12 protein-coding genes are annotated in these 18,571 nt (G+C 69.9%); 9 read left to right on the top strand and 3 right to left on the bottom strand.

The window, feature by feature from the left end; translation table 11 throughout:
* Positions 1-13: 13 nt before the first annotated feature.
* The gene (locus C1M51_RS04225) at positions 14-874 is read left to right on the top strand and encodes a DUF3014 domain-containing protein (protein ID WP_129448380.1); all 861 of its coding nucleotides are present in this window, start codon (positions 14-16) and stop codon (positions 872-874) included.
* A 320-nt stretch (positions 875-1,194) separates the two neighbouring features.
* On the opposite strand, the gene C1M51_RS04220 is transcribed toward C1M51_RS04225, so the two are convergent.
* Positions 1,195-1,893: a GntR family transcriptional regulator gene (locus tag C1M51_RS04220; protein WP_242499964.1), complete on the bottom strand. Its 699-nt coding sequence runs from the start codon at positions 1,891-1,893 to the stop codon at positions 1,195-1,197.
* Positions 1,894-2,065: 172 nt separating this feature from the next.
* Between C1M51_RS04220 and scpA the strand changes: the two genes are divergently transcribed.
* The 6 genes from scpA (at position 2,066) to C1M51_RS04190 (ending at position 10,686) form a co-directional block, all read left to right on the top strand.
* Positions 2,066-4,225, top strand: coding sequence for a methylmalonyl-CoA mutase (gene scpA, locus C1M51_RS04215; RefSeq protein WP_129448379.1), 2,160 nt, complete (start codon positions 2,066-2,068; stop codon positions 4,223-4,225).
* A gap of 4 nt (positions 4,226-4,229) precedes the next feature.
* On the top strand, positions 4,230-5,243 hold the full coding sequence (gene meaB, locus C1M51_RS04210; RefSeq protein ID WP_036232058.1) for a methylmalonyl Co-A mutase-associated GTPase MeaB: 1,014 nt from the start codon (positions 4,230-4,232) through the stop codon (positions 5,241-5,243).
* A gap of 69 nt (positions 5,244-5,312) precedes the next feature.
* Positions 5,313-6,845 carry an acyl-CoA carboxylase subunit beta gene (locus C1M51_RS04205; RefSeq protein WP_129448378.1) on the top strand — a complete coding sequence of 511 codons (1,533 nt, stop codon included), beginning with the start codon at positions 5,313-5,315 and terminating at the stop codon, positions 6,843-6,845.
* Positions 6,846-6,864: 19 nt separating this feature from the next.
* Positions 6,865-8,892 carry an acetyl/propionyl/methylcrotonyl-CoA carboxylase subunit alpha gene (locus C1M51_RS04200; protein WP_129448377.1) on the top strand — a complete coding sequence of 676 codons (2,028 nt, stop codon included), beginning with the start codon at positions 6,865-6,867 and terminating at the stop codon, positions 8,890-8,892.
* An 11-nt stretch (positions 8,893-8,903) separates the two neighbouring features.
* Complete coding sequence (locus tag C1M51_RS04195) at positions 8,904-9,371, top strand: VOC family protein (RefSeq protein WP_036232055.1); 468 nt, start codon at positions 8,904-8,906, stop codon at positions 9,369-9,371.
* A gap of 328 nt (positions 9,372-9,699) precedes the next feature.
* On the top strand, positions 9,700-10,686 hold the full coding sequence (locus C1M51_RS04190) for a GGDEF domain-containing protein (RefSeq protein ID WP_129448376.1): 987 nt from the start codon (positions 9,700-9,702) through the stop codon (positions 10,684-10,686).
* On the opposite strand, the gene C1M51_RS04185 is transcribed toward C1M51_RS04190, so the two are convergent.
* Together C1M51_RS04185 and C1M51_RS04180 are read right to left on the bottom strand one after the other, a co-directional pair.
* Positions 10,683-11,174, bottom strand: coding sequence for a DUF1854 domain-containing protein (locus C1M51_RS04185; RefSeq protein ID WP_165349649.1), 492 nt, complete (start codon positions 11,172-11,174; stop codon positions 10,683-10,685). The genes C1M51_RS04190 and C1M51_RS04185 overlap by 4 nt on opposite strands.
* Positions 11,171-13,483: an ABC transporter ATP-binding protein gene (locus tag C1M51_RS04180; protein ID WP_129448375.1), complete on the bottom strand. Its 2,313-nt coding sequence runs from the start codon at positions 13,481-13,483 to the stop codon at positions 11,171-11,173. The genes C1M51_RS04185 and C1M51_RS04180 overlap by 4 nt, the downstream gene beginning before the upstream one ends.
* A gap of 182 nt (positions 13,484-13,665) precedes the next feature.
* On the opposite strand from C1M51_RS04180, the gene cphA (C1M51_RS04175) reads away from it, so the two are divergent.
* Together cphA (C1M51_RS04175) and cphA (C1M51_RS04170) are read left to right on the top strand one after the other, a co-directional pair.
* Positions 13,666-15,831 (top strand): cyanophycin synthetase, encoded by a 2,166-nt coding sequence (gene cphA, locus C1M51_RS04175; protein WP_129448374.1) that lies wholly within the window; start codon positions 13,666-13,668, stop codon positions 15,829-15,831.
* Positions 15,832-15,898: 67 nt separating this feature from the next.
* Positions 15,899-18,466 (top strand): cyanophycin synthetase, encoded by a 2,568-nt coding sequence (cphA, locus tag C1M51_RS04170; protein WP_129448373.1) that lies wholly within the window; start codon positions 15,899-15,901, stop codon positions 18,464-18,466.
* Positions 18,467-18,571 lie beyond the last annotated feature (105 nt).

The raw sequence follows: 18,571 nt of genomic DNA, 5'->3' as shown, positions 1-18,571 counted from the left end.
GGAGGTGGGCAGCATGATGAACAACAGGCTGATCTACGGCGTGGCCGGGCTGGCGTTCGCGATCGCCGTCGGCACCTTGCTGTACTGGCGCCAGCGCACGCCGGAGCCACCCCAGGCCGTGCCGACGTCGCCGGTCGCCGAGGTGGCGCCGCCGCCTGCGGCGGCCTCGGTACCGGCCGAGCCCGCCATCCGGCACCCGATCGATGCGCAGGGCAGCGATGCGGCGGCCGGCGCGTCGGCCCCGGCGACGCCGGAGCGCGCCGACGCCGCGATCCGCTCGGCGCTGGTCGAACTGCTCGGGCAGCCGGCGGTACTCAAGTTCCTGCAGGTCGACGGCTTCGCGCGCCGCGTCGTCGCGACCGTGGACAACCTGGCCCGGCCGCATGCGGCGCCGCGGCTGTGGCCCGTCAACCCGAGCGCGGGGCGCTTCACGGTCGAGCCCGGCGCGGGCGGCGGCAGCGTGATCGCTGCGGCCAACGGCGCGCGCTATGCGGCCTTCACGGCCTTCGTCGAGTCGGTGGACACCGCTCGCGCGGTTGCGCTGTACGTGCGGCTGTATCCGCTGTTCCAGCAGGCCTACCAGGAACTGGGCTATCCGCGCGGCTACTTCAACGACCGGATGGTCGACGTCATCGACCACTTGCTGCAGACGCCGGAGCCGGCGGGCCCGCTGGCGGTCGTGCTGACCGAGGTGAAGGGGCCCGTCCAGCCCGCGCGCCCGTGGGTGCGCTACGAGTTCGCCGACCCGGCGTTGGAGGCGCGGTCGGCGGGGCAGAAGATGCTGCTGCGCCTGGCACCGCAGCAGCGGCAGAGCCTGAAGGCGAAGCTGGCGGAGATTCGCGCGCAGATCACGCAGGCGCCGGGGATGCGATGAGCTTGTGTGGCGTTTGAGGTTGCTGGGCTGAGCGGGAGCCGTGCCGGGCCGCTGTGTTGCGTTCATGTCCCCCGAGCCCGCCCTCCGGCCGGGCTCTCCTCCTCTACTTCACTCCACACAGCGGCCCGTCACGGCGCTTCGATACACCGCGGTGTGCCGGGGTTGTAAAGCCTTCGCGTGTCGCGGTGGTGCGTGCGACCCGGGCGTCGGGTGAATGGCGAAGTGAGGTAGAGGAGGAGGGGTCGGCCGGCAGGCCGACGCCGGGGGACACGAACGGAGCCGTTCACCCGATGGCCTGGTCAGCAGCGCGCGGGCCAGGCTCAGCGCATCGCCGCCGCCTCTTCACCGTTGGCGAGATGCCGGCGCATCAGTTGTTGAGCCTGCTCGGCATCGCCCGCGCGCAGCGCGGCCATCAGTTGGCGGTGTTCGTTCAACGACGCCTCCAGCCGGCCCTGCTTGAACAATGAGTGGTGGCGGTTGAGCTTCATCACCTTGCGCAGGTCGGCGACCATCTGCACGCGCCAGCGGTTGTCGGCCAGCTCCAGCAGACGCAGGTGGAAGCGCTCGTTGGCGGCGAAGAAGCGGTCGCGGTCGCCGAGGTTGCGTTCGAGCTGTTCGTGCAGGGTCTCCAGTTCGGCCAGCTGCTCGGGCGTGAGCCGGCTGGCGGCGGCGGCGGCGGCATCGCTCTCCAGCAGCGCGAGCAGGTGGAACACCTCGGTCAGGTCGCGCGCCGAGACCTCGGTGACGTAGGCGCCGCGGCGCAGCTTCATCGTCACCAGGCCCTCCGCGGCCAGCACCTTCAGCGCTTCGCGCAGCGGCGTGCGGCTGATGCCGTACTCGACCGCCAGCGCCTTCTCGTCGATCCAGCTGCCCGGCGCGAGCCGGTGCGACAGGATGCGCGTGCGCAGCGCCTCGGCCACCTGCTCGTACAGCGCGCGATCGGGCAGCGCGCCGGCCGCGGAGTCGGCAGGCGTGCGGTCGAGGGCGGTGCTGGCGAGCGTGAGGGGGGGTTCGGACATGGGTCCCGGCGGCAGTCGTCTTGGTGCAGCGCACACAAGACGTGTTTGTAATTCAGTTTTGAATTATGATCGCGCCTCAGTTCGCCGTCCAGCCCGGATTTCCGGAGCCTGGCGCGCGCCTCGTGTCATGCCGCGGCGCCTTGCACACCGTTCACCGCAGGAAAGATTCGCCATGTCCGATCGCCCCGTACTTTCGCCCGAGGCCCTGGCGGCCTGGCACAAGGCCGCCGCGAAGTCGGCCCCCGGCGGCGACGTGTCGGCGCTGAACTGGGTCACGCCCGAAGGCATCACCGTGAAGCCGCTGTACACCGCGGCCGACCTGCAGGGCCTGCCGCACACCGACACGCTGCCCGGCTTCGCACCCTACCTGCGCGGTCCGCAGGCCACGATGTACGCGGTGCGGCCGTGGACCATCCGCCAGTACGCCGGCTTCTCGACCGCCGAGGAATCGAACGCCTTCTACCGCAAGGCGCTGGCTGCCGGCGGGCAGGGCGTGAGCGTGGCCTTCGACCTGGCCACCCACCGCGGCTACGACAGCGACCACCCGCGCGTGACCGGCGACGTCGGCAAGGCCGGCGTGGCGATCGACAGCGTGGAGGACATGAAGATCCTGTTCGACGGCATCCCGCTCGACAAGGTGTCGGTGTCGATGACGATGAACGGCGCGGTGCTGCCGGTGCTGGCCGGCTACATCGTCGCGGCCGAGGAGCAGGGCGTGCGCCAGGACCAGCTGAGCGGGACCATCCAGAACGACATCCTCAAGGAGTTCATGGTCCGCAACACCTATATCTTCCCGCCCGAGCCGAGCATGCGGGCCATCGGCGACATCATCGAGTACACGGCACAGCACATGCCGAAGTTCAACTCGATCTCGATCTCCGGCTACCACATGCAGGAGGCCGGCGCGAACCAGGCGCTGGAGCTGGCCTTCACGCTGGCCGACGGCAAGGAGTACGTGCGCACCGCGCTCGCCAAGGGCCTGAACGTCGACGAGTTCGCCGGCCGCCTGAGCTTCTTCTGGGCGATCGGCATGAACTTCTATCTCGAGATCGCCAAGATGCGCGCCGCGCGCATGCTGTGGTGGAAGATCATGCAGGAGTTCGAGCCCAAGAACCCGAAGAGCCTGATGCTGCGCACCCACTCGCAGACCTCGGGCTGGAGCCTGACCGAGCAGGACCCGTACAACAACGTGGTGCGCACCACCATCGAAGCGATGGCGGCGGTGTTCGGCGGCACGCAGTCGCTGCACACCAATGCGCTCGACGAAGCGATCGCGCTGCCCACCGAGTTCAGCTCGCGCATCGCGCGCAACACCCAGCTGATCATCCAGGAAGAGACGCACATCACCAACGTGGTCGACCCCTGGGCCGGCAGCTACATGATGGAGAAGCTCACCCAAGACATGGCCGACGCCGCCTGGGCCATCATCGAGGAGGTCGAGGCGATGGGCGGCATGACCAAGGCGGTGGACTCCGGCTGGGCCAAGCTCAAGATCGAGGCCAGCGCGGCCGAGAAGCAGGCCCGCATCGACTCCGGCAAGGACGTGATCGTCGGCGTCAACAAGTACAAGCTCGACAAGGAAGACGCGGTCGATTTCCTCGATATCGACAACGTGAAGGTGCGCGATAGCCAGATCGAGCGGCTCAAGGCGATCCGTGCGCGCCGCGACGCACCCGCGGTGCAGGCGGCGCTGGACGCGCTGACACAATGCGCCGAATCCGGCCAGGGCAACCTGCTCGACCTGAGCGTGAAGGCGATCCGCCTGCGCGCCACGGTCGGCGAGGTGTCCTCGGCGCTCGAGAAGGTCTGGGGGCGCCACCGCGCCGATACGCAGAAGGTGACCGGCGTGTACGCAGCTGCCTACGACTCGGCCGAAGGCTGGGAACAACTCAAGACCGAGATCGCGGCCTTCGCCGACGACCACGGTCGCCGGCCACGCGTGATGATCGCCAAGCTCGGCCAGGACGGCCACGACCGCGGCGCCAAGGTGGTGGCCACCGCCTTCGCCGACCTCGGCTACGACGTCGACATGGGGCCGCTGTTCCAGACGCCCGACGAATGCGCGCGCCAGGCGATCGAGAACGACGTGCACGCGATCGGCGTGTCCACGCTCGCCGCCGGCCACAAGACGCTGGTGCCGGCCATCGTGGCCGAACTGAAGAAGCAGGGCGCCGACGACATCATCGTGTTCGTCGGCGGCGTGATCCCGCGCCAGGACTACGAGTTCCTCTACGAGGCCGGCGTCAAGGGCATCTACGGCCCCGGCACGCCGATCCCGGCCTCGGCGAAGGACGTGCTCGAGCAGATCAAGAAGGCCATCGCCGCGAACTGAGCCGATGGCTGCCGTCCCTGACCAGGCGCTGATCGACGGCGTGCTCGGCCCGGCCGGGCCGGTGCAGCGCCGCGCCATCGCCAAGACCATCACGCTGCTCGAGTCGACGCGCGAGGAGCATCGCGCGCGCGCCGACGAACTGATCAACACCCTGCTGCCGCACAGCGGCCGCTCGCTGCGGCTGGGCATCTCCGGCGTGCCCGGGGTCGGCAAGTCCACCTTCATCGAGAGCCTGGGGCTGTTCCTGGTGGAGCGCGGCCACCGCGTCGCGGTGCTGGCGGTGGACCCGTCGTCCAGCGTTTCGGGCGGCTCCATCCTGGGCGACAAGACGCGCATGGAGCGGCTGTCGGTCGACGAGCGCGCCTACATCCGCCCCAGCCCGGCCTCGGGCACGCTGGGCGGCGTGGCCGAGAAGACGCGCGAGTCGATGCTGGTGGCCGAGGCGGCGGGCTACGACGTGGTGATCGTCGAGACCGTCGGCGTCGGCCAGAGCGAGATCGCAGTGGCCGGCATGACCGACATGTTCGTGCTGCTGCAGTTGCCCAATGCCGGCGACGATCTGCAGGCCATCAAGAAGGGCGTGATGGAGCTGGCCGACCTGGTGGTGATCAACAAGGCCGACCTCGACGAGGCCGCCGCCACGCGGGCGCGTGCGCAGATCACCTCGGCGCTGCGGCTGCTGGGGCAGCACGGCAACCCGATGACGGCCCACCACGATGCGCAGCTGTGGCATCCGCAGGTGCTGCAGCTCAGCGCGCTGAAGGGCGCGGGCCTGCCCGAGTTCTGGGCCACCGTGGAGCGCTTTCGCGAGCTGCAGACGCAGAGCGGCCGGCTCGCGTCGCGCCGTCACCAGCAGGACCAGGCCTGGATGTGGGAGCGCATCGAGGCCGGGCTGAAGGCGCGCTTTCGCGGCCACCCTGCCGTGCGCGAGGCGCTCTCCGCCACCAGCGCCGACGTGCGCGCCGGCCGGCTGGCGGCCTCGGTGGCGGCGCGCCGCCTGCTCGACCTTGCCGACTGATCCACACACCGACTTCCGCCCCGTTCCGTCCCACCCGACACATCCATCCAGGCCGAGAGGACCATCCCCATGCACGACATCATCGAAGAGCTCAAGCGGCGACGCGAGCGGGCCCGCCTGGGCGGCGGCGAGAAGCGCATCGAGGCGCAGCACGGCAAGGGCAAGCTCACCGCGCGCGAGCGCCTCGAGCTGCTGCTCGATGCCGGCACCTTCGAGGAGTGGGACATGTTCGTCGAGCACCGCTGCGCCGACTTCGGCATGGCCGACAACAAGATCCCCGGCGACGGCGTCGTGACCGGCTACGGCATGATCAACGGCCGCCTGGTGTTCGTCTTCAGCCAGGACTTCACCGTGTTCGGCGGCGCGCTCAGCGAGGCCCACGCCGAGAAGATCTGCAAGGTGATGGACCAGGCGATGAAGGTCGGTGCGCCGGTCATCGGCCTCAATGATTCCGGCGGCGCGCGCATCCAGGAGGGCGTGGCCTCGCTGGGCGGCTATGCCGAGGTGTTCCAGCGCAATGTGATGGCCTCGGGCGTGGTGCCGCAGATCAGCCTGATCATGGGGCCGTCGGCCGGTGGTGCCGTCTATTCGCCGGCGATGACCGACTTCATCTTCATGGTGAAGGACAGCAGCTACATGTTCGTCACCGGGCCCGAAGTGGTGAAGACGGTGACCCACGAGGAAGTGACCGCCGAGGAGCTGGGCGGCGCGACCACGCACACCACCAAGAGCGGTGTCGCCGACATGGCGTTCGAGAACGACGTCGAGGCCATCCTGATGCTGCGGCGCTTCTACAACTACCTGCCGCTGAACAACCGCGAGAAGGCGCCGGTGCGCCTGGGCGGCGACCCGGCCGAGCGGCTGGACTATTCGCTCGACACGCTGGTGCCGGACAACGCCAACAAGCCCTACGACATGCGGGAGCTGATCCTGAAGGTGGCCGACGACGGCGACTTCTTCGAACTGCAGCCCGAGTACGCGAAGAACATCCTGATCGGCTTCGCGCGCATGGAGGGGCAGACGGTCGGCATCGTCGCCAACCAGCCGCTGGTGCTGGCCGGCTGCCTGGACATCAAGAGCAGCATCAAGGCGGCGCGCTTCGTGCGCTTCTGCGACGCCTTCAACATCCCGGTGGTGACCTTCGTCGACGTGCCGGGCTTCATGCCGGGCACCAGCCAGGAGTACGGCGGCATCATCAAGCACGGCGCGAAGCTGCTCTACGCCTATGCCGAGTGCACCGTGCCGAAGGTGACGGTGATCACGCGCAAGGCCTACGGCGGCGCCTACGATGTGATGGCCTCCAAGCACCTGCGCGGCGACGTGAACTTCGCCTGGCCCAACGCCGAGATCGCGGTGATGGGCGCGAAGGGCGCGGTGGAGATCATCTTCCGCGAGGACAAGGGCGATCCGGTCAAGCTGGCCGCGCGCGAGGCCGAGTACAAGCAGCGCTTCGCCAACCCCTTCGTGGCTGGTGCGCGCGGCTACATCGACGACGTGATCCAGCCGCACGAGACGCGCAAGCGCATCTGCCGTTCGCTGGTGATGCTGCGCGACAAGAAGCTCGAGAACCCGTGGCGCAAGCACGGCAACATTCCTCTTTGACGCGGCGAGGGAACGAGACATGTTCACCAAGATCCTCATTGCCAACCGCGGCGAGATCGCCTGCCGGGTCATCAAGACGGCCAAGAAGCTCGGCATCGCGACGGTCGCGGTCTATTCCGAGGCCGACCGCGACGCGCGGCACGTGGAGCTGGCCGACGAGTCGGTGCTGCTCGGGCCGGCGCCGAGCCGCGAGTCCTACCTGGTGGCCGACAAGATCATCGCCGCCGCGAAGCAGACCGGCGCGCAGGCCATCCACCCCGGCTACGGCTTCCTGTCGGAGAACGAGGACTTCGCGCGCCGCGTCGAGGAGGAGGGCCTGGTCTTCATCGGACCCAAGCACTACAGCATCGCGGCGATGGGCGACAAGATCGCCTCGAAGAAGCTCGCCAACGAGGCGAAGGTCAACACCATCCCGGGCTGGAACGACGCGATCGAATCCGCCGAGCGCGCCGTGGAGATCGCCCAGGGCATCGGCTACCCGGTGATGATCAAGGCCAGCGCCGGCGGTGGCGGCAAGGGCCTGCGCGTGGCGTTCAACGACAAGGAGGCCTTCGACGGTTTCAGCTCCTGCCGCAACGAGGCGAAGAACAGCTTCGGCGACGACCGCGTCTTCATCGAGAAGTTCGTCGAGCAGCCGCGCCACATCGAGATCCAGGTGCTGGGCGACGCCCACGGCAACGTGGTCTACCTGCATGAGCGCGAGTGCTCGATCCAGCGCCGTCACCAGAAGGTGATCGAGGAGGCGCCGTCGCCGTTCATCAGCGACGCCACGCGCAAGGCGATGGGCGAGCAGGCCGTGGCGCTGGCCAAGGCCGTGAAGTACCAGAGCGCCGGCACGGTGGAGTTCGTGGTCGGCAAGGACCAGGGCTTCTACTTCCTCGAGATGAACACGCGGCTGCAGGTCGAGCACCCGGTCACCGAGTGCATCACCGGCGTGGACCTGGTCGAGCTGATGATTCGCGTGGCCGCCGGCGAGAAGCTGCCGTTCGCGCAGGCCGACATCCGGCGCACCGGTTGGGCGATGGAGTGCCGCATCAACGCCGAGGATCCGTACCGCAACTTCCTGCCGTCGACCGGGCGCCTGGTGCGCTACCAGCCGCCGGTGCAGACGATGGAAGCCGCGCTGCCGATGCCCTGGGACGGCGGCGTGCGGGTCGATACCGGCGTCTACGAGGGCGGCGAGATCCCGATGTACTACGACTCGATGATCGCCAAGCTCATCGTGCACGGGACGGACCGGCTCGACGCGATCGCCAAGATGCGCGAGGCGCTCAATGCCTTCGTGATCCGCGGCATCAGCAGCAACATCCCGTTCCAGGCGGCGCTGCTGGCGCACCCCGATTTCGTCTCGGGCGACTTCAACACCGGCTTCATCGCCGAGCACTTCCCGAAGGGCTTCAAGGCCTCGGATGTGGTGCACGAGGACCCGGACTTCGTGGTCGCGCTGGCTGCGGCGGTGAACCGCAAGTTCCTGGCGCGCTCGGCGGCCATCACCGGGCAGCTGCCGGGGCACGGCCTGCGCATCGGCGACGACTACGTGGTCGTGCTGCGCGGCGAGCAGGGGGCATCCACCCACCGGCCGGTGCAGGTGCACGTCAACGGGTCGGTGGTGGTCACGCTGGACGACAAGTGCTACGAATTCCAGAGCGACTGGCGCTACGGCGAGGTGCGCATCGGCGGCTCCTGCAACGGCCGTCCGTTCACGGCCCAGGTCGAGCGGCGCGGCCTGGACCTGCGCGTCAACCACAACGGCCTGTGCGTCGACGCGCTGGTGCTGTCGCCGAGCGCCGCCGAGCTGCAGAAGCTGATGCCCTACAAGGCGCCGCCCGACACCAGCAAGTTCCTGCTCGCGCCGATGCCCGGGCTGCTGGCCGACGTGGTGGTGAAGCCCGGCCAGGCGGTGGTGGCCGGCGAGAAGCTGGCCGTGGTGGAGGCGATGAAGATGGAGAACATCCTGATCGCCGCGCAGGACGGCACGGTGGCCGAGGTGCTGGCCGGCAAGGGCGAGAGCCTGTCGGTCGACCAGCCGATCATCCGCTTCGCCTGAGGGGTTCCGCGATGAGCAGCAGCAAACCCTTCCGCATTCTCGGCCTGCAGCAGATCGCCATCGGCGGGCCGGACAAGCAGCGCCTGCGTGCGCTGTGGGTCGACATGCTGGGGCTGTCGGTCACCGGGCACTTCGTCTCCGAGCGCGAGAACGTCGACGAGGACATCTGCGCGATGGGCCGCGGTGCCCATGCGGTGGAGGTCGACCTGATGCAGCCGGTCGATCCCGACAAGAAGCCGGCCGTGCACGCCACGCCGCTGAACCACGTGGGCCTGTGGGTCGACGACCTGCCGAAGGCGGTGCAGTGGATGAGCGAGAACGGGGTGCGCTTCGCGCCCGGCGGCATCCGCAAGGGCGCGGCCGGTCACGACATCTGCTTCATCCACCCCAAGGGCAACGACGAGTTCCCGGTCGGTGGCGAAGGCGTGCTGATCGAGCTGGTGCAGGCGCCGCCGGACGTGGTGGCTGCGCTGCGCTGAGCTGAGTTTTTGGCCCCGGTATCCGTGCTGACCCGAAGTCCCGGCGGTGCAACTTGTTAGACTTGTGTCACTCGGGGGGTGTTGTCGGAGCCGTGCCACCGGCCGCGTCTCCCGAGCGGGCAGTACAGGTCGGGGAGGCCGGTGAGCGGAGGACGCGCCGACCCCTGGCCGCTGTGGCGGCCGTCCTGGCGCAGCGCGTGGCGCGCCGGGTGGCGAGGCGGACGTCGGCACGGCAGCAACTAGACAACAAGAGCTCGCAGTGATCTCAGGCAACTACCCCGACAGTGTCGAGCGGAGCAGCGAACTACTCAGGCTCGCGCTCCCGCAGATGGCCAAGCATTCGGTCGCCCTGCACCCCATCAACTACGCGGTCTGGTACGAGTATGTGTCGGGCCGCAGCGGCGACCTGAAGGCCGAGATCGAGCGACTCACCGCCGACGGGCGGGCCCTGACCGAGGCCGACGTCGCCCGGCTGTTCAAGGCCTATGTCGCGCCGGTCGGGCTCGAGACCTCGGAGCGGGTGGCCGAGAACGCCCGCCGCATCCTGCGCAGCATGGAGCAGGATGCGCTGGAAGCGACCGACCGCACCTCGGCCTTCGACCAGTCGCTGTCGCAGTGGCAGGCCGAACTCGATCGCGAGGCGAACGGCGGCGCGGTGTTGCAGGGGGTGGTGGCCAGCACGCGCGAGATGTCGGAGGCGATGCGCCAGCTGCAGAGTCGGCTGGACGTGAACCAGCGCGAGATCGCGCAGCTGCGGGCCGAGGTGGCTGCCGCCCGCAGCGAGGCGCAGACCGACAGCCTGACCGGCCTGCACAACCGCCGCTCCTTCGAGCAGCACATCGCCAAGTTCCTGGCCGACCGCGAGGCGGCGATGTCGCTGGTGCTGGTCGACATCGACCACTTCAAGCTGGTCAACGACACCCACGGCCACCTGTTCGGCGACCAGGTGCTGATGGCGGTGGCGCGGGTGCTGAAGGAGAGCGTGCGCAACGACGACCTGGCCGCCCGCATCGGCGGCGAGGAGTTCGCGCTGCTGCTGCCGTCGACGCCGCTCAAGGGCGCGGTCGAGCTGGCCGAGCGAATCCGCACCTCGATCGCCAACAGCCGCATCCGCCGCCGCAACAGCGAGCAGCAGGTCGGGCAGATCACGGTGTCGCTCGGCGTCGCCGACCTGTGGCCCAGCGACAACGGCGAGAGCTGGTTCTCGCGGGCCGACGAGGCGCTCTACGCCTCCAAGCGCGAGGGCCGCAACCGTGTCACGGCGCCGTCGCTGCTGGCACGGCATGCCGTGACCGGCGGCGTCAACCGGTCCTAGAGAAAGCGCTCCAGCAGCTTCTTCGAGCGCCGGTCCAGCGCCAGGCGGTCGCGCACCAGGAACTGGATGCCGTGGCTGTCGACGATCAGCAGCGCGCCGTGGCCGAGCCGGCGGATGTCTTCTTCGCCCTTGAGCACGAAGCTCGTGCTGCCGCGGTCGGTCTCGACCGTCCAGTGGCTGGGCGTCGAGAAGGTCGACACGGCGCTGATCTGCAGGATGGTCGGCATGAACTCGCGGCTGGCGAGCTCCGCCTCCAGCAGCGCACGCGGGGCCGGTGGCAGGGCGCTCAGGCGCTCGATCCAGTGCAGCTCGCGCCCGTCGGCCCCGACGATCGACACGCCTTCGTCGGGCGCGGCGATCGGGAAGGCACGCACCGGCACCACGCCGTCGTGCGCCACGCCGTCCGCCGCCGTGAGGACCAGGCGGCCGAAGGCATTGCGCTCGAGCCGCAGCCCGCTGTCGTCATCCATCGCGGTCGTGGCGTTCATGCGAGTTCGGTCGGGTGGGCCGACGGCGACAGCGTCGACGGCGAAGGGTGCTCCAGCGCCGCCTCGCCGTCGTCGCCTTCGACGCGGCGCAGCTGCGCCTCGTAGAGCCGCCAGTAGGCGCCGCGCTGCGCCATCAGCGCGTCGTGCGGGCCCACCTCGACGATGCGGCCGCGGTCCATGACGACCAGCCGGTCGGCCTTGCGCAGCGTCGAGAGGCGGTGCGCGATCGCGATGGTGGTACGGCCCTGCACCAGGTTGTCGAGCGCCTTCTGGATCTCCTTCTCGGTCTCGGTATCGACCGAGGAAGTGGCCTCGTCGAGGATCAGGATGCGCGGATCGATCAGCAGCGCGCGCGCGATGCTGATGCGCTGGCGCTCGCCGCCCGACAGGCCCTGGCCGCGCTCGCCGACCAGCGAGTCGTAGCCCTGCGGCAGCCGCAGGATGAACTCGTGCGCGTGCGCGGCCCGCGCCGCGGCCACGATCTCGGCACGTGTGGCGCCCGGCTTGCCGTAGGCGATGTTCTCGGCGATCGTGCCGAAGAACAGGAAGGGCTCCTGCAGCACCAGGCCGATGTGGCGGCGGTAGTCGGCCACGCCGAAGCGACGGATGTCGATGCCATCGACCTTGATCGCGCCGTCGGTCACGTCGTAGAAGCGGCAGATCAGGTTGACCAGCGTGCTCTTGCCAGAGCCGCTGTGGCCGACCAGGCCGATCATCTCGCCCGGTCGGATGTCGAGCTGCAGCCCGCGGATCACGGTGCGCGAGCCGTAGCGGAAGCCGATGTCGGCCAGCTCGATGCGGCCCTGGAGCCTGTCGATGCGCTGTGGCTGGGCGGGCTCGGGCACGTTCGACACATGATCGAGGATGTCGAAGATGCGCTTGGCGCCGGCGGCCGCCTTCTGCGTGACCGAGACGATGCGGCTCATCGAGTCCAGCCGGCCGTAGAAGCGGCCGATGTAGGCGATGAAGGCGGTCAGCACGCCGACCGTGATCTCGTTCTTGCTGACCTGCCAGATGCCGAAGGCCCACACCACCAGCAGGCCCACCTCGGTCAGCAGCGACACGGTCGGCGAGAACAGGCTCCAGGTCTTGTTGAGCCGGTCGTTGACCGCGAGGTTGTGCCGGTTCGCGTCGCGGAAGCGGTCGGCCTCGCGCTGCTCCTGGGCGAAGGCCTTGACCACGCGGATGCCCGGGATCGTGTCGGCCAGCACATTGGTCACTTCGGACCACACGCGGTCGATCTTCTCGAAGCCGGTGCGCAGGCGGTCGCGCACCAGGTGGATCATCCAGGCGATGAAGGGCAGCGGCAGCAGGGTCACCAGCGCCAGCCAGGGGTTGATCGAGGCCAGGATCACCGCGGTCATCCCGATCATCAGCACGTCGGTCGCGAAATCCAGCGCGTGCAGCGACAGGAAGACGCAGATGCGGTCGGTCTCGGAGCCGATGCGCGCCATCAGGTCGCCGGTGCGCTTGCCACCGAAGTAGTCGAGCGAAAGCCGCAGCAGGTGCTCGAAGGTGGTGGTGCGCAGATCAGCGCCGATGCGCTCGGACACCAGCGCCAGCAGGTAGGTGCGGGCCCAGCTCAGGCCCCAGGCTGCCAGCGCGGCCGCCAGCAGGCCGCCCAGCAGCATCAGCACCAGTTTCGGGTCGATCTGCTGGCCGTTCTGGAACGGGATCAGCACCTCGTCCATCAGCGGGATCGTCAGGTAGGGCGGCACCAGCGTCGCCGCGGTCGAGGCCAGCGTCAGCCCGAAGCCGATCGCCAGCTCCTTGCGGTAGGGCCGGGCGAAGCGCCACAGCCGCAGCAGCACCCAGGTCGAGGGCGGGGTGTTCAGCTCCCGGGCGCACAGCGGGCAGTCGTCGCTGTCGGGCGGCAGCGGCGCCTGGCAGCTGGGGCAGAGCGTGCCGTCGTCGCCGGGCGACTCGCCGGTGCGCAGGCGGGTCTGTTGCAATTCGAACAGTTTCAGCAGGCGCAGCGCCTGCACGTTGTGACGCAGCGTGAAGCGCCAGCCGGCGCGCCGGGTGGCGGGATCGTGCAGCTCCAGGCTGCCGACCCCGGCGTGGTCGGTGTGGCGCAGCGTCAGGTCGCTGTCCAGCGGCCAGGCCTGCCAGGCGGTGGCGCCCGGTTCGCGGGCCAGCAGCCGCCGGTCGGTGAGCGCCAGCAGCCCGGCGCCGAAATGCAGGCGTGCGTCCAGGTCAACCTCCAGCGTCGCCAGCACGTTCTCTTCCGGTGCGAGCTGCGACTGGAGCGCGATGCGTGCGGGGGAGGCCCCGTCCGCTGGGACGCCGACTGGATGGTGATGATGCATTCTGATTTGTTCTCGAAGACCCACAAGGCGGCCCTCAATCCCTCGGAAGGGCCCGAGATTCTGACCGATGCCGGGTTGGCGTGCCGCATGGAATGCGGCCCGGAGCGTGGTGCCAAGGAGCCGGTCGGGCGCACAATCGTGCGTCGGTCCTGGGCTGCCCGGGCGCCTCGTCCCCGCCGAAAATGAGCAAGAAAAACGACCTGCAACTGCTCCGCATCAATTACCTGCGCGGCCCCAACATCTGGACCTATCGGCCGGTGCTGGAAACCTGGCTCGACCTCGGCGAGCTCGAAGACCACCCCTCCCATCTGTTGCCCGGCTTCAACGAGCGCCTGTGCGCGCTGCTGCCGGCGCTCGAGGAGCACCACTGCGGCGTGGGCGAGCGGGGCGGGTTCCTGCAGCGCCTGCGGGAGGGCACCTGGTGCGGCCACGTGTTGGAGCACGTGGTCATCGAGCTCCTCAACCTGGCGGGCATGCCCACCGGTTTCGGCCAGACCCGCAGCACGTCGCAGCGGGGCGTCTACCGCATGGTGTTTCGTGCCCGCGAGGAGCAGGTCGCGCGCACGGCGCTGGCCGACGGCCACCGGCTGCTGATGGCCGCCATCAACGATGAGGCCTTCGATGTCGCTGCGGCCGTGGCCCGCGTGCGCGAGCAGGTCGACGACACCTATTTCGGGCCCAGCACCGCCGCCATCGTCGGCGCCGCCACCGAACGTGGCATCCCGCACATCCGCCTCAATGACGGCAACCTGGTGCAGCTCGGCCACGGTGCCCGCCAGCGCCGCATCTGGACCGCCGAGACCGACCGCACCAGCGCCATCGCCGAGGGCATCGCGGGCGACAAGGACCTGACCAAGCGCCTGCTCAAGTCCTGCGGCGTGCCGGTGCCGGAGGGGGAGGTCGTCGACAGCGTCGAGGCCGCCTGGGAGGCGGCGCAGGACATCGGCCTGCCGGTGGCACTGAAGCCGACCGACGGCAACCACGGCCGCGGTGTCACGCTGGACCTGACCAGCCGCGAGGATATCGAGGCCGCGTATGCCTATGCCGACCTGCACGGCAGCGAGGTCATGGTCGAGCGCCACGTGCCAGGCCAGGAGCACCGCCTGCTGGTGGTGGGCGGTCGGGTGGTGGCCGCAGCGCGCGGCGAGACCGCCTGGGTCACCGGCGACGGCCGTTCCACGGTGAGTGAGCTGGTCGACGCCCAGATCAACACCGACCCGCGGCGCGGCGAGACCGAGGACTTCCCGCTCGGCCTGATCGAGACCGACAAGGACGGCGCGGTGCTGTCCGACCTGCAGCGCCAGGGGCTCGCGCCCGATGCGGTGCCGGCCAGCGGCCGCCGCGTGCTGATCCAGCGCAACGGCAATGTCGCGATCGACTGCAGCGACCAGGTCCACCCCGAGGTCGACCACATCGTGTCGCTCGCCGCGCGCGTGGTGGGCCTGGACATCGCCGGCGTCGACGTGGTGGCCGAGGACATCTCGCGCCCGCTGGCCGAGCAGGGCGGCGCGATCGTCGAGGTCAACGCCGGCCCCGGGCTGCTGATGCACCTGCGGCCGGCCGAGGGCATGCCGCGGCCGGTGGGCCAGGCCATCATCGACCACCTGTTCGCCGAGACGGAAAGCGGACGCATTCCCATCGTCGGCGTGGCCGGTACCCGCGGCACCCACACCATCGCCCGGCTGGTGGCCTGGCTGGTGCACCTGAGCGGCCGCCACGTCGGGCTGGCCTGCCGCGACGGCCTGTTCCTCGGCGGACGCCGGATCGAGCACGGCGACTGCGCGCACTGGGAGGCCGGCCACCGGCTGCTGATCAACCGGCAGGTCGAGGTGGCGGTGGTGGAGAACGGCGCCGAGGCCATCCTGCGCGACGGCCTCGCCTACGACCGCTGCCAGGTTGGCGTCGTCACCGACCTCGACGGCGCCGCGGCCCTGGCGGCGTTCGACATTCGCGAATCCGACCAGATGCTCAAGGTGCTGCGCACCCAGGTCGACGTGGTGCTGCCGGACGGCGTGGCGGTGCTCAATGCCGACGACGAGCGGGTGGCCGAACTGGCCGGCCTGTGCGACGGCGAGGTGATCCTCTATGGCGTCGACGCAGCCACACCGGTGCTGCAGGCGCAGCGCGCCCAGGGCGGGCGAGCCGTGTTCCTGCGCCACGGCCGCGCGGTGCTGGCCACCGGCGGGGTCGAGACGCAGGGGCCCGAGTTCACCCGTGGCCGCATGGCCGAGGTGCCGCCGGAGACCATGCTGGCGGCCATCGCCGCCGCCTGGGCGCTGGGGATCGCGCCCGAACTGGCAGCCGCCGGCATCGAGACCTTCCAGCTCGAACTGAAGACCCCGCACTGAGCCCCGCCGGGGCCCCGACAATCGACGCGAACGGCGATCTGCCCGAACCACCCGAAGAGCAGCAGCGATGGAAGTTTCCCGCATCCGTGCCTTGCGCGGCCCCAACCTGTGGAGCCGGCACACCGCGATCGAGGCGATCGTCTCGTGCACCGCGCCCGAATGCGAGATCGCCGATCCGGTCGGTCTCGAGGCGCGCCTGCGGGCACTGTTCCCGAGCATCGGCGTGCTGCGCACCGCGGCGCCGGGCGTGCCGGTCTCGCTGGCCCACCTGCTCGAGGCGGCGGCGCTGGCGCTGCAGGCGCAGGCCGGCTGCCCGGTGACCTTCAGCCGCACCTCGGCGACCGTCGATCCCGGCGTCTTCCAGGTCGTCGTCGAGTACAGCGAGGAAGAGGTCGGTCGACTGGCCTTCGACCTCGCCCGCGAACTGATCGATGCGGCACTGCACGCTCGCGGCTTCGATGTCGATGCGGCGATCACGCGCCTGCGCGAGACCGACGAGGACGTGCGCCTGGGCCCCAGCACCGGCGCCATCGTCGATGCTGCGCTGGCGCGCAACATCCCCTACCGCCGCCTGACGCAGGGCAGCATGGTGCAGTTCGGCTGGGGGTCGCGGCAACGGCGCATCCAGGCCGCCGAGGTCGACTCGACCAGCGCTGTCTCAGAGGCCATCGCGCAGGACAAGGACCTGACCAAGACGCTGCTGCGTGCCGCCGGCGTGCCGGTGCCGATCGGCCGGCTGGTGGCGAGTGCCGACGAGGCCTGGGCCGTGGCGCTGCAGATCGGCCTGCCGGTGGTGGTCAAGCCGCAGGACGGCAACCAGGGCAAGGGCGTCACGGTCAACATCGTCGACCGCGCCCACCTCGATGTGGCCTTCAAGGCCGCGGCCGAGATCGGCGACGTGATGGTCGAGAAGTTCCTGCCCGGCAGCGACTTCCGGCTGCTGGTGGTGGGCGACCGGCTGGTGGCGGCAGCGCGCCGCGAGCCGCCGCACGTCATCGGCGACGGCGTGCACACGGTGCGCGAACTGGTCGACCTGGTGAACGCCGACCCGCGGCGCGGCACCGGGCATGCCACCTCGCTGACCAAGATCCGTTTCGACGAGATCGCCGTCGCGCGCCTGCAGGTGCAGGGGCTGGCGCCGGATTCGGTGCCCGAGAAGGGTCGCCGCGTGATCCTGCGCAACAACGCCAACCTCAGCACCGGCGGCACCGCCGCCGACGTGACCGACGACGTGCACCCTGAGGTGGCCGCGCGCGCTGTCGCCGCGGCGCAGATGATCGGACTTCACATCTGCGGCGTCGACGTGGTGTGCGAGACGGTGGGCCGCCCGCTCGAGGAGCAGAGCGGCGGCGTGGTCGAAGTCAATGCCGCGCCCGGCCTGCGCATGCACCTGTCGCCCTCGTTCGGCAAGGGCCGCAACGTCGGCGAGGCGATGGTCCAGCACCTGTTCAACCACGGTGACGACGGCCGCATCCCGGTGGTCGCGGTGACCGGCACCAACGGCAAGACCACCACCGCGCGGCTGATCGCCCACCTGTTCGCGACCAGCGGCCTGCGCGTCGGCATGACCAACACCGACGGCGTCTATGTCGAGGGCCGCCAGATCGACAGCGGCGACTGCAGCGGACCCAAGAGCGCGCGCAACGTGCTGATGCACCCCGATGTCGACGCGGCCGTGTTCGAGACCGCACGCGGCGGCGTGTTGCGCGAGGGCCTGGGCTTCGACCGTTGCCAGGTGGCGGTGGTCACGAACATCGGCAGTGGCGATCACCTCGGCCTCAACTACATCACCACCGTCGAGGATCTGGCGGTGCTCAAGCGGGTGATCGTGCAGAACGTGGCGCAGAGCGGCTACGCGGTGCTCAACGCGACCGACGTCAATGTCGCCGCGATGGCCGGCACCTGCCCCGGTGACGTGATCTTCTTCGCGGCCGATCGCCATCACCCGGTGATGGCCACGCACCGCGCGCAGGGCAAGCGCACCGTCTACGTCGAGGGCGACGCGCTGGTCGCGGCGCAGGGCGCCTGGCGCGAGAAGCTGCAGCTGCGCGACATCCCGCTCACGCGTGGCGGGACCATCGGCTTCCAGGTCGAGAACGCCATGGCGGCGGTGGCCGCCGCCTGGGGCGCGGGGCTCGACTGGGACACGGTGCGCCGTGGTCTGGCCAGCTTCGTCAACGACGCCGACAACGCGCCGGGCCGGTTCAACGTGATGGACTTCAAGGGCGCGACGGTGATCGCCGACTACGGCCACAACCCCGACGCGATGCGCGCGCTGGTGGCCGCGGTCGACGCAATGCCGGCCACGCGCCGCGCGGTGGTGATCAGCGGCGCCGGCGACCGGCGCGACGACGACATCCGCGAGCAGACCCAGATCCTCGGTGCCGCGTTCGACGATGTGCTGCTGTATCAGGATGCCGCGCAGCGCGGGCGCGCCGACGGCGAGGTGATCGCGCTGCTGCGCGAGGGCCTGCAGGGCGCGACGCGCACCCGCCACGTCGAGGAGATCCACGGCGAGTTCATCGCCATCGACACCGCGCTCGATCGCCTGAAGCCGGGGGAGCTCTGTCTGGTGCTGGTCGATCAGGTCGAGGAAGCGATGGCGCACCTGGCGCGCCGTGTCGCTGCAGGCTGACCGTCCGCCGCGATCTCCTGCCGGACGGCCGGCGCGTCATGCGCGCCGGCTTCAAGGTCCCGGGCGCCCGGTTTTGCCAGGCGTCCGGGGAAACGAACGGGGCGG

It is taken from the genome of Methylibium sp. Pch-M (assembly GCF_004136295.1).
Classification (GTDB): domain Bacteria; phylum Pseudomonadota; class Gammaproteobacteria; order Burkholderiales; family Burkholderiaceae_C; genus Methylibium; species Methylibium petroleiphilum.
The sequence above is the reverse complement of the archived record's forward strand: the minus strand, read 5'-3'. Positions and strand labels throughout refer to the sequence as shown.